Here is a 16,294-nt window from a genome sequence, read left to right on the forward strand (position 1 = left end):
TTAATCCCAGCGATTTTGATTAAACTGATTTTTTCTCCAGTACCAAATCATTATAAATCCAAATAAAGCACCTCCAACATGTGCAAAATGTGCTATTCCTCCTCCAAAGAGAGAATATCCTGTAAAACCGGAAAATAGATCTAGTGCAATTAATCCGGGAATAAAATATTTTGCTTTAATAGGAACCGGAACAAAAAGCAAGAACAGCTCTACATTGGGAAACATCATTCCAAAGGCTACCAAAATACCATAGATAGCGCCAGAAGCTCCAACAGCAGAACTTGAATATGCCTGCATCATTGCCTGAATAGATTCTTGGTCTACCCCTTCCGGAATCCCGTACTGGCTTGTGCGCATTATACTTTCAAACGAACTGCCAAGCCAATCATTAACTTCCGCTACACTATAGCCGGCATCAAGCAGCTCATTAAAACCATTTTGATAGGCAAGGTAATTTACCAGCGTATGAAGAATGATCGCACCTAAACCTGAAGAAAAATAAAAGAAAAGGAACTTCTTTTGTCCCATCATTTGTTCAATTGGGCTCCCAAAGGCCCAAAGAGCATACATATTAAACAGAATGTGCATAAAGCTCCCATGCATAAACATATGCGTAATCAACTGCCATACTTCAAAATTTTCATTCTTAAAAAACCACAGTGCAAAGAGCTGAATACTATAATTACCAAGAAATTGACTACCAATAAAAACAAGAACATTGATAATCAATAATACTTTTACAGTTTCGGTAATTCTTCCCATTTAAGTAAATTTTTTCTCTAATTCGTCCACCGTCAATGTGATAAAGATTGACTTATTAAATGGCGTTAAACTTGGTTCTTTACAGGCAAATAAACGGTTTGCAACATGTTGTTGTTCACTGTTATTAAGTGCCGTTCCCGACTTCACCGCCATACTTTTCGCCATTGACTTTGCTAAAAGATCTGTTTGTGAAAATCCGTTATCAGGAACATCATTTTCAAAATCTGAAAACAACTGCTCCAGCAACATCCCTACTTCACTTTCAGCAATCAATGTCGGTATCCCGGAAATTTCAACAGTATCTCTTTCTATTTCTGAAAATATAAATCCTGTCTGCTCCAGGGAATCTTTAATCTCTTTAAGCATCTCTATTTCCTGCGTACTAAACGGAAGTTTCAAAGGAAATAATAATTGCTGACTCACAGCTGCTGAAATCGTTATATTTTTCAGTAATTCTTCATAAAGTATCCTGCTGTGTGCACGATTTTGATCTATAACCAGTATTCCACTCTTGAGGGTGCTTACAATATATTTCTTCTGAAGCTGAAACGTAGATGCTTCAGGTTTCTCCTCCTGTGTACTAAACAGACTTCCGGTGACTTCTTCGCTCTCAAACTCCATCTGATCCGGTCCGGAACCTGAAGGATTCTCATTCTCTATTCCTGAATAAAGGCTCTCCCAGGAAGGGCTAAATTCTTTTCTATAGGAAGAATCTCCGGGGTTATAATTGCTGGCTCTACCGTCATTCTTAAACGGATTAAAGTTTCGGTCCACCTCCACTTTAGGCGTCTCTGCATTTTTATTGTTATAAGAATATGGAGTATCCAGATTAGCATCACGGTCAAAATCCAGAACCGGTGCAACATTAAATTGCCCCAGGCTATGTTTTATTGCACTCCGCAACATTGCGTAGAGGGAATGCTCATCATCAAATTTAATTTCTGTTTTAGTGGGATGTATATTTATATCTATACTTTTTGGATCTACCTCCAGGTAAAGAAAATAACTGGGATAAGCTTTATCTTTTAGGAGACCTTCAAAAGCAGCAACAACAGCGTGATTAAGATATGGGCTTTTTATAAACCTGTCGTTCACAAAAAAGAATTGTTCTCCCCTGCTGCGCTTTGCAAATTCCGGTTTCCCAACGAAGCCCGAAATTTTCACAATTTCGGTATCCTCGTTCACCGGAACCAGCTTTTCGTTTGTTTTTCCTCCAAAAATGTTGGTAATACGTTGCCTGTAATTGGTGTCGGGAAGCTGAAAAAGCTCACTCCCGTTATGGTGAAGGGAAAAATTTATATGAGGGTGGGCAAGAGCTACCCGTTGAAATTCATCTATAATATGACGCGATTCTACCGCATCGGACTTCAGGAAATTCCTTCGGGCAGGAATATTATAAAATAAGTTTTTCACACAAATAGAAGTTCCCTTTGGATTAACGCAGGGTTCCTGGGAACTTATTGTACTACCTTCAATCCTAATACAGGTTCCCACCTCCTCTTCTTCAGTTTTTGTCTTTAACTCTACATGTGCAATTGCTGCAATAGAAGCAAGTGCTTCTCCTCTAAAGCCTTTTGTTTTTAAACTGAATAAATCTTCTGCTGTTTTTATTTTGGAAGTCGCATGGCGCTCAAAACTCATCCTGGCATCGGTAAGACCCATTCCTCTTCCGTCATCCACCACCTGGATAAGAGTTTTCCCTGCATCTTTTATTACTACCTGGATATGACTGGCGCCGGCATCAATTGAGTTCTCAAGTAATTCTTTAATAACAGACGCAGGACGTTGAACCACTTCTCCCGCGGCAATCTGATTCGCTACGTGATCTGGTAAAAGTTGAATAAAATCGCCCATTTAACGCGCATTCGTAAAGATGGACAAATCAAAATCTATAATCCAAAGAAAAATGAAAAGCAGAACGATAATGATATACACTACTCTTTTATTAATTTCCCTGTTGCCCCGGGTCCTGCTGGATTTTCTGACTTCAGACCATTGGGATCCAAAATCTATAGCGTTTGTAGCTTCTTTGTACTTGTTGAATTTCGAATCAAAGTTGTAAATATTCCCCGTCTCTTTCCCCTTATAATACCTGGGAGTGTAGTTATAGCGGGTATTCTTCTTGCTGTTTAAAAAATTGACTTTCAAAATATGGAAATTTAGATGGTGGTACTTCAAATTTACTCAAAAAGCTCCTAAATTCCGAAGCTACTTTGAGTAAAATAGAATTAACAAGAATAATGCCGCCTTCGAAGTTTAATGGTTGAAGGTTTAAAGTTTAAAGTTTTGAGATTGGTGTTTTCAGATTTAAAGTTCAAAGTTTTGCGGCAAGGCTGGAGAGGTTCAGGTTCCAAACTTTCGCTCTCCACCAATCACTTTTCACTCTTCACTTAAAAGCGTGCGTCTTTTCTAAGCTGGGCCATTTTAATTGCTGCAATGGCAGCCTCTGTTCCCTTGTTACCATGCTTCCCGCCCGAACGATCAATGGCCTGCTGCATATTTTGATCTGTTAAAACACAGAATATAATGGGAGTATCATTCTGAACATTTAAATCTTTAATGCCTTGCGTCACTCCTTCACAAACAAAGTCAAAATGCTTTGTCTCCCCTTCAATAACGCTTCCTATCGCAATAATAGCATCGAGCATATCATAACTCTGCTGCATTTTTTTACAGCCATAAATCAGCTCAAAACTTCCCGGAACATTCCAGCGAACTATCTTTTCATTCACCACTCCGTGCTCCTTCAGTGCCTCGAAAGCTCCCTGAAAAAGCCCCTCGGTAATTTTCTCGTTCCATTCTGAAACAACAATCCCAAACCGAAAATTGCTCGCGTTTGGGATTGTACTCTTGTCGTATTCTGATAGGTTATTTCCTTCAGTAGCCATATTTTATTTATTTCATTGCCTGGGCGCGTCCCATATGGATCGCCACCTTATCTGCTTCAGGAGTATCAGGATATTCTTCTTTAATTCTCGTTAGATACTCTTCTGCCTGTCCTGCCTGATTTAGTTCAAGAGCAGTAATTGCTGCTTTAAGCAGGAACTTCGGCGTGGTAAAGGAATTGGATCGCATAGAAGCAGCTTCAGCGTAATAATCTAAAGCTTCTTCTGGCTGGTTTAATTGCATAAACGCATCTCCTATCCCGCCTTTAGCCAACGCAGCAGTAATTTGATCATCTGCACTGTAATCTTCAAGATAATCTATCGCTTCCTGATAATTTCCAATTCGTAAATTAGCGAATCCGGCATGATATTTAGCAATATTAGCAGCGTCTGTTCCACCGTAATTTTCTATAATTTCAACAAAACCATATTTTCCCTCTCCTCCATTTAATGACATTGTGTACAATGAATCACTTTGCGCTCCTGTAGAATTAAGAGCTCCGGAAAAATAATTTTGAGCCTGTGCCATTTCATTCGCCGCTTCAGCCTCTCTTGGTTCCTGTACGAACCTCTCATACCCTAAATAGCCAAGGACTGCAATAATGGCTACACCTACAATAATGTAAATGTATTTCTGGTTCTCGGCCACCCAGGTTTCAGTTCTGCCGGCACCTTCATCAAGAGAATTAAAAACTTCTGCTGTTGTAGATTCTTCCTCTACATGTTTTTTTTCTTCCTCTTTATTAGAAGGTTTATAGCCTTTTTTCTTGTACGTTGCCATATAGTCTGTTTAATGCGTGGCAAAAATAGAATTTTTATTGAAAATTAAAAGAGAATTTATTTGTATTTTTTCGATATTTTCGGGTCATTCGCAGTGTCGGGAGCCCCCAAGTTTAATTCTAAAAAATAGCTGATTCACAGTATTTTATGTTTTTAAAACAACTATCATTACTCAATTACAAGAACCTAAATTCCATTGCATTTGAATTCGATGCAAAAATCAATTGCCTGGTAGGACATAATGGAGTTGGAAAAACTAACGTTCTGGACAGTATTTACCATCTCTCCTTCGGAAAAAGCTACTTTAATCCCATTACAAGTCAGAACATTAATCACGATTCTGAATTTTTTGTAGTGGAAGGGGAATTTGAGAAAAATCAAAAAGAAGAGCATATCCTGGTAAGCGCTAAACGCGGGCAGAAAAAGGTGATTAAACGGAATAATAAACCTTACGATAAATTTAGTGAGCATATAGGTTTTATTCCAACAGTTATTATTTCTCCCGCAGACAGGGATTTGATCATTGAAGGTAGCGAAACCCGCCGAAAGTTTATTGATGGCGTAATTTCCCAGAGCGACAATTTTTACCTTAACCATCTTCTGCAGTATAACAAGCTCATCTCGCAAAGAAATTCTTTACTGAAGTTTTTTGCAGCAAACAATTCTTTCGATCGGGATACGCTGGAAGTTTACAACATGCAATTATCGGAGCTCGGACAAAATTTATTCGAAAAAAGGAAGAAATTTCTGACGGAGTTTATCCCGATTTTTAACAAAAGGTACGGCGACATCACCAACAATAAAGAACCGGTAAATATCAGTTACAAAAGTCAGTTATTCGAGAAGGATTTAAGTAAATTGCTTGAGGAAAACCTTCAGAAGGATATGGCGTTGCAGTACACCAGCGTTGGTACTCATAAAGATGACCTAAGTTTTGAGATCGAAGGGCATCCTATTAAAAAATTCGGTTCCCAGGGACAGCAAAAGTCCTTTTTAGTGGCTCTTAAACTGGCGCAGTTCGATTTTATAAAAGCAATAAGCAAGGTAAATCCAATTTTACTTCTGGATGATATTTTTGACAAACTGGATGAACAACGGGTTTCCCACATTGTTGCCCTTGTAGCAACCGATGAACTCGGACAAATTTTTATTAGTGACACCCATGCGGACAGGACAGAAAAGGTGGTAAAAGAAAGCAATCAATCCTATAAAATATTTAAGTTGTGAAGCAATTATGGCCATTTTTAATGCTGGGATTTGTGATTTTAAGCTGTGAAAAGAAGGATCCAAAAGAACAGTTAAAATATCTTTCAGGATATTGGGAGATTGACAAAGTGGAATTTTCTGAAGACTCCATAAAAGAATATTCCATTAGCCCTTATGTTGATTATCTTGAATTTAAAGACGAAAAAGGATTCAGGAGAAAAGTCAAACCTAACTTTGATGGTACGCCTTTTGTTGCCGGTACGACTGAAGAAATTCAAGCCATAGTCGAAAATGACAGTTTACGACTATATCATAAAACTCCTTATGCTACATGGAAAGAAACTATAATTTCTGCTGAAGAAAATAAAATGAGAATTTTAGATCCGGAAGGAGTTATCTACCACTACAATAGATATGAACCTATAAATGTCACCAAAAATGAAGAAGCGGAATAATGAAAATATGAGTATTAGCGAGGTGTTACAGGAATTTGTAGATCATAATAAACTACAAAAAGGCCTCGATAAAGTGACAGTTAAGGATGTTTGGAACCAGCAAATGGGCCCTGCAATTCAAAAATACACTACAGCAATTAAATTAGAGGGTTCTACCCTCTTTGTTCAGCTAAGTTCTTCAGTATTACGTGAAGAATTAAGCTACGGAAGGGAAAAAATCATTAAAATGCTTAATAAAGAACTTGGACGGGAGCTTGTGAAAAAGCTAGTACTTGGGTAGTACTTAAAATTCAAAATGATATCAGGAAAAGTTTTTGAGCTATAGTAAATAATGCAAATTTTGAAATTCAGGATAAGCTCCTACAGGTTTATTTTAATCGTAAAGTAGAGCCAAGAGATTCCGCAGGTAACATTGTGTAGATTTCTTATCTTTAAATACTCCATTTTTCTAAAAATCAAAAGTTGAATACTTCAAAAGAAGAAATAAGAGGTATTGATAATCCAAGAGTCTTACAGGCCATGCGAGAAACAGACAGAATAGATTTTATTCCTGATGACATGAAGCACAAGACTTATGATGACGGGCCGCTAAGGACAAACTTTAAGTCAATCTTACATTGTTGCCTATATGGCACAGCACCCGAAACTGCAGCCTCATGAAAAAGTACTGGAAATTGGCACAGGTTGTGGCTATAATGCCTCTGTACTTTCAAAGCCAACAAAAGAAATTTATAGTATAGAAATTATTGAATGGCTACATAAGTTTGCTGTCAAAAACTTTAATAATTCTGGTGTGAGAAATATCCAAACCCGGAATGCTGACGGTTAGGAAGCCTGATCTGAAAAAGTTCCTTTTGATGCCATTATTATTACCGCAGCCCCGCCCGAAATACCACAACTTTAAAAGAACAGCTTAAAATTGAAGGCCGGCTATTGGCTCCTGTAGGCCAAAGATCTCAGGAACTGGTGCTGATTAGCAGGACCGGGAGAGAATACTTATAAAAAAAAGATCCTTTTGCTCGTAAACTTTTGTACCCATGACTAAAAAAGCCCGGGAATAAACAACTATAAAGGTGACAGAAAATAAAAAACTGCAAAAAAACAAAAGCAGAAAACGGTAAAAATCAGAGCTCAATTTATAAAAGTCCTACAATTCAATTCTTTACGAAATATCTCCGTATATAAAAAAATACTTTCCCGGGGGAGAAAGTATTCATTAAAGTGTGAACTTTAATTATATCTGCTTAAAAAGACGGACATTTAGCACAACTGTCAAAAAACAGAATGGCTATTTGAATTGCGACTTCTCCGGAAATTGGCTCGTCATAAGACTGTGAAACAGAAACTGCACCAAAATCTGTAATAGTGGTTAAATCTATTCCTGCCTGCACAACATTTTGTTCCCCATCATAAACAGGTTGTGTGACAGGAGGCATACCAGGTCCCCTGTTATTAAGTGTAATCCATGGAAGAAGATCTTCATTAAGGGGATCATCAAGAAAAGCAGCCCTTAATCTTCTCACTTCAGCCGCATGTCTCGCCTCAACAGAGTGAATGCGCAGTGCAGGTTGTAAGAAGGCTGTTCCCATTAAATTGGTTGCCTGCCCTTTATAAGCCCTTACCCCGGTATCTTCAAAAGCCTGAGCAAGCACAAGGAGCTGTGCATAAGCAGCATCATTGTTCGGGTTAAAGGGATCGAACGCCCCTCCCGCGGTAAAATCAAAATCGGGAGAGTCAAATGCAGCATCACCCAGTCCGGCTTTCAAAAAATTGACATGTGCGGTTTCATGTTTGGAAATTTGCATATATACGGCCTCCGGTCTCCCAGAGGGCAATACGCCGGAATCCAACGCCTTTACATAAAAATCGGCTTCCAGGTACTCTAGGGTAAGTGCCAGTTGTAGCGCGCTTATAGCTTCATTAGCTTGTGTTGCAGCCTTTGCTTTGCCGGTGGCAAGACCAAATGGTATAGCTGCTAAAGCTGCTTTTTTTCCCAAAGATCCAAAAGTCCCAAGCATTTGACGCCTTGAGGAGCTTTTCTCTATAAGGTCGTGCGAGGTAAATTCGTTCAAAAAGTTTAGAATATCCATTATACTATTTTTTTAGTTGAAATAATTATCCGTTTGGAATGTTGTTATAGATTAATTCATTTTCTATAAAGCCGGTAGAAACCACAGTGTCCAGTACATCCTTTGGCTCTGCTACGAGGTCCAGCCCGTTTTCATCTATAATATCATCACCCGCAAATTCTGTAAATCCCGGCAGGTAAATAGATCTTAAAGCCGAAGCATGCCTTGCTTCTACTGAAACTATTTTTCCCGCAGCCACCAGGTATGCAGGATTTTCAATGAGATCTCCTGCCCCATTGTATGCTGAAACCCCTGTATCTTCCAAAACAATGGAAGTTCCCAAAACGGAATCACGATCACTAAAGTCAATAGTACTAAAATCGAATTCTAAATCTGGCGCAACTTCCTCTGATGAAAATGTCGCACTTAAAACGGCTTTAAAGAATTCTCTATGGATTACTTCGTGCGCCTGAAGGTCTTTTAAATAAAGCTTTTCTACCGGGTCGGCCGACGCCCAATAGGAACCGTCCAAGACCCTGGTATAAAAGGCTGCTTCCAGCTGCTCCAGAATATAAGCGTAATTCAAAATAGCCAAATCTCCTGTTCCTAAATTAAAGGCATCCCCACCGTTGGCGTCTCTACCAAGAATATCTTCTTGTTTGGACAATTCTTCCTCATCACAGGAATAAAGTAATAAACTACCTCCGGCAAGAGCCAGACCACCGAGTTTTAAAAATTTGCGACGGGACGTACTGCCCCCATCTGGTGTAGCATCAGAATGCCGCACCTTAATAATTGGTCTTTTCATCATTAATAAATTAGAATGGTTAATAAATATCGGGGGGAATATAAATATACATGCTAAACATAGCGAATTCATTCCTCTAAAAGTTAAAAAAATGCTAAATACATATGAAAAGTAAATATTTACTACCAAATACCACTTTTTTTAATGAATTCAACAATTTGTAGTAAAAATCATATACAGATAAGAATGATTCAGAATCTGAAAAGATCTGTTTTTTGTAAAAAAAGCAAGAATCGTCACCTAAAATCTGAAAATTTGACGTTTTTAACATATTTTTTTCTTGTTTTTTGCTGCGAAGCGATATTATTATTTTTAATAAGATTACACCAATTGAATATGAAGGTTTTGCCGTAGAAATGTGAAGAAAAGTAGAAGAATCCATTCTCAGTTATAAGAGAAACTGATGAGCTAGAACACAAATAAAATTGAAAGCCTGACGAAACAGACTTTATGCTGATATATTTACGGGCCGCCGAAAGACGGGGCCAAAATTGCCAATTTTCGACCTTCATATTTTTTTGGCTTCCGTTAGCAGAATGTTCTACAATGAAATTAAATTTTCACAACCAAAAAAGCCACCGGTTTCCCGATGGCTCTTCAGAATAATATTTGTTTAAGAGAATTAAAACATTTCCTTTCCGGCAAAGTGAAAAGCACCTTCTATAGCTGCATTTTCATCGCTGTCACTTCCATGTACCGCGTTTTCCCCGATAGAAGCAGCGTATTTTTTCCTGATAGTACCTTCAGCAGCCTCTTCAGGATTTGTAGCACCTATAAGGGTTCTAAAATCTTCAACTGCATTTTCTTTTTCAAGAATAGCTGCCACAATAGGACCGCGAGTCATAAATTCCACCAACTCTCCAAAAAACGGACGCTCCTTATGGATATCGTAGAATTTTTCAGCATCAGCTTTTGTCATTTGCGTAAGCTTCATTGCTACTATCCTAAATCCTGAAGCTGTGATTTGTTCTAAGATTGCTCCAATGTGCCCATTTTCAACAGCATCTGGCTTCAGCATGGTGAATGTTTTATTTCCTGCCATTTTTATCTTTTTAAATTTTGGTGCAAAAATAGACAATTCAGATCAATTACAAACTCATAATTACTTTATCTTAAGTAATCTATTTTTATTCTTGCACCACTTTCAACAATTTTGATGCGTTAAAGAACGGAAGATTAGAAAAAAAATAGAAAAAAGTAGATTTAAAGCTCATTTTTTGTTGCTTTGTCAATAACCAAAAAATAAGGTCCGTTTATTAGCGAAATCTAATAAATCGTATCTTTACCACCAGGTATGATCGAACAGAATATATTAGAAATAACAGCAGAACTTTCACGAGCCAATAATATTGTTATTGTCCCGCACAAAGGTCCCGATGGCGATGCAATGGGTTCTACATTGGCACTATGGCATTTTCTGAAAGAGAAAGGACATAATGCGCACGTGATCGCACCTAATGATTATCCGCACTTTTTAAAATGGCTTCCGGGAAATGAAGAAGTTATTATTTATGAAAGTAACCAGGAAAAATCGAAGAAATTAATTGCGGAGGCAGATATTATCTTTACTCTAGATTTTAATACACTTTCCCGATCAGGCTTAATGGTGGAACAACTGGAGCAGTCTGAAGCTACTTTTATTATGATCGACCATCACCAGGAACCGGCAGAGTATGCAGATTACACCTATAGCGATGCCAGCATGAGTTCCACCTGCCAGATGGTCTATCATTTTATCGAGAAATTAATGGCCGTTAAAAAAATTACTCCTGAAATCGCAACCTGTCTTTACACGGGAATAATGACAGACACCGGTTCTTTCAGGTTTAGCTCCACTTCAAGCGATACGCATCGCGTTGTTGCAGATCTAATTGAAAAAGGAGCTGACAATTCCATTATTCATAACAATGTTTTCGACACCAATTCACAAAACGGATTGCAGCTGCTTGGTGTTGCACTTCAGAATTTAAAGGTAAATCAGGAGCTGAAAACCGCTTATATCACACTCTCTCAGGAAGAACTGGATAGACACAACTTTAAAAAAGGGGATACAGAAGGCTTTGTAAATTATGGCCTGTCTCTTGCAGGAATAGTTTTTGCTGTAATTTTTATAGAACACAGAGCAGAAAATATGATCAAAATCTCATTCCGTTCTAAAGGGGATTTTTCTGTAAATGATTTTGCAAGAAAACATTTTGACGGCGGCGGACATATTAACGCAGCCGGTGGAAAAAGTGATTTGTCCCTTGAAGAAACTGTGGTGAGGTTTAATAGAATTCTGCCGGAATATTCAAAGGAATTATCGCTATGAAACTGAAATTGCTGATTTTATTTGTAATTGCCGTGGCTTCCTGCAAGTCTCCGGAAGCAAGGTACCCTGTAACTCAGAGTTCCGGCTCCTATATAAACGAATCTGCACAACGCAATAAAGATTTACTTACACAGGAAGAAGAAAAAATTCAGCTTATTATCGCACAGGATTGCACCCAAAATTATATTGCTTCAAGCAATAATTTCTGGTACTATTATAACCAAAAATCTACCGATTCCACAAATACGGTAACTCCAGACTTTGGTGATGTTGTGGTCTTCGATTATAGCATTTCCACATTGGATGGAGAACCAATTTACGCTGAAGGTGAAAAACCTACCAGGGAATATGCAATAGACCAGGAAAAGCTTTTCAGCGGTCTGCGCGAAGGCCTTAAACTTATGAAAGAAGGGGAAACAGTAACTTTTCTCTTTCCTTCTTATCAGGCTTTTGGCTACTATGGTGACAAAGGAAAAATTGGGACTAATGTTCCCCTTAAAACAAAAGTAACTTTACATTCAATAAAAACGAAAACCGATAACGAAATCAATAATTAAGAAATGAAAAAAACGAATTTATTATTTTTATTTGCAATAGCACTTTCCCTTTTCTCCTGTAATGATGAATATCCAGACTTAGAAGATGGACTTTATGCAGAATTTAATACTTCTAAAGGTCCTATTGTTGCAGAGCTTTATTTTGAGCAAACCCCAATTACCGTTGGAAGTTTTGTTTCCCTTGCTGAAGGCACAAATCCACAGGTAGACAGCACTTACCAGGATAAACCTTTTTATGACGGAATCATTTTTCACCGGGTAATTGATGGATTTGTAATCCAGGGAGGAGATCCTACAGGAACCGGATCAGGAGGACCAGGTTACCGTTTCCCAGATGAGACTAACGACAGTCTTCGTCATGATGCCAAAGGAATTCTTTCTATGGCAAATGCAGGCCCGGGAACCAACGGAAGTCAGTTTTTTATCACCTTGGCTCCTACTCCTAATCTCGACGGAAGACATACCGTTTTTGGAAAAGTGGTAAAAGGCCTTGATGTTGTTGATTCTATCGGCCAGGTCGAGACCGGACCAAGGGACAAACCTGTGGAAGATGTGGTGATAAATTCCCTAAATATCATCAGAAAAGGAAGAGAAGCTAAAAATTTTGATGCTGCCGAAACTTTTGAAACCGGACTTCAGGAAATAGAAGCTGAAAAAGAGGAAGCTGCAAGGAAAATGGAAGAAGCCAAAGCTGAAACTGCACAAGAACTTCAGAACTTAGAGGAACAGGCAGATTCATTAGATAGCGGACTCAAAATATACTTTGAAGAAAAAGGCGACGGTGAAAAACCTGAAGTAGGGCAAACTGTTGGCGTTTTATATGAAGGTTATTTTGAAGACGGAGGTTATTTCGATACTAATAAAGAAGACATTGCACGGGAATTAGGTGCTTTTAATGAGCAACGTGCTGCACAGGGAGGATATGGCCCTATGTACATCAAGTACGGACCAGATGCCCCTATGATTCCAGGCTTTAATGAAGCACTACAACAAATGAAGGTTGGTGACAAAGCTGTAGCGTTTATCCCAAGTCATTTGGCTTATGGAGAAAGAGGCCGCGGTCCTATTCCACCAAACACAGATCTTGTTTTTAAACTGGAACTCACAGATATTCAGGAATAGTAAAACTCTCCCGAACATCAATTGAAAAAGCCCCATTTTGGGGCTTTTTTAATTACTAATCTTTAGGTCATTTTTATTTACAGGTCGAAAATTGCCATTTTCAGCACCCTATCTAAAAGCTATTTACAATTATTTCTTCGGAATATTTTTCAGAACTTCAAGAACCAGTTTATAGTATTTTTTTGCTGAAGAAATGCTGGCGCGCTCATCTGGAGAATGTGCGCCTCTTATAGTAGGCCCGAAGGAAACCATATCCATGTGCGGATAGTGATTTCCTATTATTCCACATTCCAGTCCTGCATGACAGGCTTCTATTTTGGCTTTTTCACCATTCAGCTTCTGATAAGTTTCATCTACAACTTTTAAAACTTCAGATTCTCTGTTTGGTGCCCAGCCCGGATATTCCCCCGAAAGTTTAACTTTAAACTTCGCCAGTTCAAAAGCAGCCTCCACGCTGTTGGATAAATCATTCCTGGAAGATTCTACTGAAGATCTTGTGAGACAGTTAACTTCAACCCTTCCGTCTTCAACAGAAATCCTTGCGATATTATTAGATGCTTCAACAAGTCCTTCAATTTCAGGGCTCATTCTGTAGACTCCGTTATGCGCTGTAGAAACCGCCTTCAGCAAATCCTGTTGATCTTCAACCTTCATCACATGTTCCGGCACGTCAGCTTCAGAAATACTTATATCGAGGTTTGGTTCCAGGCTTTTATATTCCGCTTTAATGTCGTCGATCAAAATGAGATTTTCATTCAGAAAAGGTTCGATATCAGATTTATCTACAACCACAACAGCTTCAGCTTCACGCGGAATGGCGTTTCGCAATCCGCCACCATGTAGTGTAGATAACCGCAAACCGTAATCACGGAAGGAATCATAAAGTACACGGGTAATTAATTTGTTCGCATTCCCAAGACCTTTGTCGATATCCATACCGGAATGTCCTCCCTTCAGCCCCTTTACGCTTATAAGGTAACCCACAGAATTTTCGGGGGTGTTTTCCTGCTCGTACTCCCTGATTGCCGTAATATCCACACCTCCTGCACAACCAATTCCTATTTCGTCATCTTCTTCAGTATCCAGGTTAAGCAGAATTTCTCCCTTAAGTAAATCGGGATCAAGGCCTTTTGCCCCGGTCATTCCCGTCTCTTCGTCTATTGTAAAAAGAGCTTCCATTGCAGGATGTTCAATTTCCTTACTCTCGAGAATTGCCATAATTGTAGCCACACCAAGACCGTTATCGGCACCAAGCGTGGTTCCTTTGGCCCGCACCCAATCTTCGTCTACATACATTTCTATCCCCTGAGTGGCGAAGTCGAACTTTGTGTCATTATTTTTCTGGTGCACCATATCAAGATGAGACTGAAGCACCACTGGTTTTCTATCTTCCAGACCGGCAGTGGCAGTTTTCCTGATAACCACATTCCCGGTATCGTCTACCAATGTTTCCAGATTAAGATTATTTCCGAAGTTTTTAATGAACTCTATCACCTGCTCTTCCTTCTTGGAAGCCCTTGGAACTTCGTTTAAATCTGCAAAGTTTTTCCATAATTCGCGCGGTTCTAACTCTCTTATTTCTTCATTCATAATCTTAATATTTTGGTATATTCACAAATGTATTGGTAATTGCGTAAGCTGGAAAATTTGAAAAGTTATAAAAATTGTAATATAGCGCCGTGAAGAGAAAAACCACCTTAGTTCTTGCTTTATTCCTACCCCTGCAGATCATCATTATCAAGATTTTATCCAATCACCCCCTTTTTATTGAAATCTGGTACAGCAATTTCCTTTATCCAAAGATTTCCGGAATAATGCGAGTTTCTTTGGGAATTCTTCCATTTTCACTTGGCGATTTGCTTTACGCATTTTTGGTAATCCTATTAATCAGGTGGATCATTATCAGGATAAAAGAACGATTTAGAAATCCTAAAAAATGGTTAATAGAAGCCTTTGCCAGTTTGTCTATTATTTATCTCTGTTTTAATCTCTTCTGGGGATATAATTATTACCGTTTGCCGTTGCACCGGTCATTAGAAATTGATAATGAATACACTACAGAAAGGTTAATTATCCTCACAAAGCAATTCATTGAACGTTCTAATGAAATCCATTCTGAACTTGCTGAAAACGACTCGCTGAAAATCACAATTCCCTATATCACATCAGAAATTTTTGAAAGAACAATTGAAGGTTACGAGAGTGTAAGCGAAGAATTTCCTGAGTTGGCATACCGTGGGGAAAGCCTAAAATCCTCTATCTACAGCATGCCATTGTCGTATATGGGCTTTAATGGATACTTAAATCCGCTTACCAACGAGGCTCAAGTTAACACGCTCATTGTTCCGTACAAAATTCCAACAACGGCCAGTCATGAACTTGGTCACCAGCTTGGTTTTGCAAAAGAAAATGAAGCAAATTTTATTGCCTGTCTGGTGACAATGAACCATCCCGACCCTTACTTTAGATATTCAGGTTTTACATTTGCACTACGGTATTGTTTAAATGAATTACATAGAAGGGATAAAGCAGTTTCTGAAGAATTGATTGCAACCCTTAATCCGGGAATTCTGGCTAATTATAGAGAAGTAGAAGAATTCTGGATGGCGCATAAGAATCCGTTTGAGCCAATTTTTCAGATTATCTATAATCGATACTTGATTGCCAACAACCAGTCTGAAGGTTTAAAAAGTTACAGTTACGTCGTGGCACTGCTGGTAAATTATTTTGAAGAAGAAGAAAACAGGTTTTAGGTTCAAATCCCTTCTTCAGCAGTAAAATTTCAGTGGGACGATATTTGGCATTTTCGGGGCCTCTCTTTATTTCACCTTAAATTCTCCGGAGTTAAGTACTACCTGTGTAGAAGGAGTTACCGCATCCTGTCGATCTTCTGCCGTAATAAAAACTCTAATCGGTTTATAAGGTGTAACGGTACGTATTTCTCCGCTGTTCTTACGATTTATCCTTAAATTTCCAATATTAATGGTTCCGTGCTTTTCAGTTTCCATCCATGCTACATAATTTCTTCTGGCAGGGGTTAGACGGTCGGGTTCAGCCATATTTTCTACCTCAAATTCCAGTTCGTAGTTATTATTATCATTTTTCTCGACCTTCAGCTTTGCATCGGCGGCGGGGATAACTTCAGAATTAGGAAAGTTTATGGTGCTTGAGCATGCGCTTACTAAGATGGCTGCAAAAATAAAACTCAATATTCTAAAACCTTCTTTTATAGGTAACTTATTCTTTGTTGTTTTTTCTACTAACATTACTTTTTCTTTTTATAGTAATAATACACAAATTAGCTGTTTTCCGACTGATACACAAAATTTTATATTAATA

17 protein-coding genes and 1 pseudogene are annotated in these 16,294 nt (G+C 38.5%); 8 read left to right on the forward strand and 10 right to left on the reverse strand.

Translation table 11 applies throughout. From position 1 onward, the window contains the following. From RM545_RS00695 to RM545_RS00715, 5 genes are all read right to left on the reverse strand, one after another. The gene (locus tag RM545_RS00695) at positions 1-762 is read right to left on the reverse strand and encodes a rhomboid family intramembrane serine protease (protein ID WP_311493341.1); all 762 of its coding nucleotides are present in this window, start codon (positions 760-762) and stop codon (positions 1-3) included. Beyond that, complete coding sequence (mutL, locus tag RM545_RS00700) at positions 763-2,616, reverse strand: DNA mismatch repair endonuclease MutL (protein WP_311493342.1); 1,854 nt, start codon at positions 2,614-2,616, stop codon at positions 763-765. Further along, the gene (locus RM545_RS00705; RefSeq protein ID WP_432264566.1) at positions 2,617-2,913 is read right to left on the reverse strand and encodes a hypothetical protein; all 297 of its coding nucleotides are present in this window, start codon (positions 2,911-2,913) and stop codon (positions 2,617-2,619) included. Between the two features lie 239 nt (positions 2,914-3,152). After that, positions 3,153-3,650, reverse strand: a complete 498-nt coding sequence (gene ribH, locus RM545_RS00710; RefSeq protein ID WP_311493344.1) for a 6,7-dimethyl-8-ribityllumazine synthase — start codon at positions 3,648-3,650, stop codon at positions 3,153-3,155. A 7-nt stretch (positions 3,651-3,657) separates the two neighbouring features. After that, entirely contained in the window at positions 3,658-4,428 is a 771-nt protein-coding gene (locus RM545_RS00715) for a tetratricopeptide repeat protein (RefSeq protein WP_311493345.1), read from the reverse strand. Positions 4,429-4,574: 146 nt separating this feature from the next. On the opposite strand from RM545_RS00715, the gene recF reads away from it, so the two are divergent. From recF to RM545_RS00735, 4 genes and pseudogenes are all read left to right on the forward strand, one after another. Continuing rightward, on the forward strand, positions 4,575-5,654 hold the full coding sequence (gene recF, locus RM545_RS00720) for a DNA replication/repair protein RecF (RefSeq protein WP_311493346.1): 1,080 nt from the start codon (positions 4,575-4,577) through the stop codon (positions 5,652-5,654). Then, the gene (locus RM545_RS00725; protein ID WP_311493347.1) at positions 5,651-6,088 is read left to right on the forward strand and encodes a lipocalin family protein; all 438 of its coding nucleotides are present in this window, start codon (positions 5,651-5,653) and stop codon (positions 6,086-6,088) included. The genes recF and RM545_RS00725 overlap by 4 nt, the downstream gene beginning before the upstream one ends. Continuing rightward, complete coding sequence (locus RM545_RS00730) at positions 6,072-6,368, forward strand: DciA family protein (RefSeq protein WP_311493348.1); 297 nt, start codon at positions 6,072-6,074, stop codon at positions 6,366-6,368. The genes RM545_RS00725 and RM545_RS00730 overlap by 17 nt, the downstream gene beginning before the upstream one ends. A 182-nt stretch (positions 6,369-6,550) precedes the next feature. Further along, positions 6,551-6,917 (forward strand): annotated as a pseudogene (locus RM545_RS00735) (protein-L-isoaspartate O-methyltransferase family protein). A gap of 415 nt (positions 6,918-7,332) precedes the next feature. On the opposite strand, the gene RM545_RS00740 reads toward RM545_RS00735, so the two are convergent. The 3 genes from RM545_RS00740 to RM545_RS00750 all read right to left on the reverse strand — a co-directional run bounded on the left by RM545_RS00740 (position 7,333) and on the right by RM545_RS00750 (position 10,007). Continuing rightward, positions 7,333-8,178: a ferritin-like domain-containing protein gene (locus RM545_RS00740; protein WP_311493349.1), complete on the reverse strand. Its 846-nt coding sequence runs from the start codon at positions 8,176-8,178 to the stop codon at positions 7,333-7,335. A 25-nt stretch (positions 8,179-8,203) separates the two neighbouring features. After that, entirely contained in the window at positions 8,204-8,968 is a 765-nt protein-coding gene (locus RM545_RS00745; protein ID WP_311493350.1) for a ferritin-like domain-containing protein, read from the reverse strand. Between the two features lie 619 nt (positions 8,969-9,587). After that, positions 9,588-10,007, reverse strand: a complete 420-nt coding sequence (locus RM545_RS00750) for a nucleoside-diphosphate kinase (protein ID WP_311493351.1) — start codon at positions 10,005-10,007, stop codon at positions 9,588-9,590. A 252-nt stretch (positions 10,008-10,259) separates the two neighbouring features. On the opposite strand from RM545_RS00750, the gene RM545_RS00755 reads away from it, so the two are divergent. The 3 genes from RM545_RS00755 to RM545_RS00765 are packed head-to-tail and all read left to right on the forward strand — an operon-like array spanning position 10,260 to position 12,955. Next, complete coding sequence (locus RM545_RS00755; protein WP_311493352.1) at positions 10,260-11,276, forward strand: DHH family phosphoesterase; 1,017 nt, start codon at positions 10,260-10,262, stop codon at positions 11,274-11,276. Continuing rightward, positions 11,273-11,833: a gliding motility-associated peptidyl-prolyl isomerase GldI gene (gldI, locus tag RM545_RS00760; protein WP_311493353.1), complete on the forward strand. Its 561-nt coding sequence runs from the start codon at positions 11,273-11,275 to the stop codon at positions 11,831-11,833. Before RM545_RS00755 ends, gldI begins: the two co-directional genes overlap by 4 nt. Before the next feature lie 3 nt (positions 11,834-11,836). Continuing rightward, positions 11,837-12,955, forward strand: coding sequence for a peptidylprolyl isomerase (locus RM545_RS00765; RefSeq protein ID WP_311493354.1), 1,119 nt, complete (start codon positions 11,837-11,839; stop codon positions 12,953-12,955). A 129-nt stretch (positions 12,956-13,084) separates the two neighbouring features. Here the strand turns inward: RM545_RS00765 and RM545_RS00770 are convergent, their stop codons facing one another. Beyond that, positions 13,085-14,545, reverse strand: a complete 1,461-nt coding sequence (locus RM545_RS00770) for an aminoacyl-histidine dipeptidase (RefSeq protein WP_311493355.1) — start codon at positions 14,543-14,545, stop codon at positions 13,085-13,087. Between the two features lie 89 nt (positions 14,546-14,634). Between RM545_RS00770 and RM545_RS00775 the strand changes: the two genes are divergently transcribed. After that, positions 14,635-15,708, forward strand: coding sequence for a DUF3810 domain-containing protein (locus RM545_RS00775; RefSeq protein ID WP_311493356.1), 1,074 nt, complete (start codon positions 14,635-14,637; stop codon positions 15,706-15,708). A gap of 66 nt (positions 15,709-15,774) precedes the next feature. On the opposite strand, the gene RM545_RS00780 is transcribed toward RM545_RS00775, so the two are convergent. Beyond that, entirely contained in the window at positions 15,775-16,221 is a 447-nt protein-coding gene (locus RM545_RS00780; protein WP_311493357.1) for a hypothetical protein, read from the reverse strand. Positions 16,222-16,294: the final 73 nt, after the last annotated feature.

The sequence above is a fragment of the Autumnicola lenta genome, assembly GCF_031846515.1.
GTDB lineage: Bacteria > Bacteroidota > Bacteroidia > Flavobacteriales > Flavobacteriaceae > Autumnicola > Autumnicola lenta.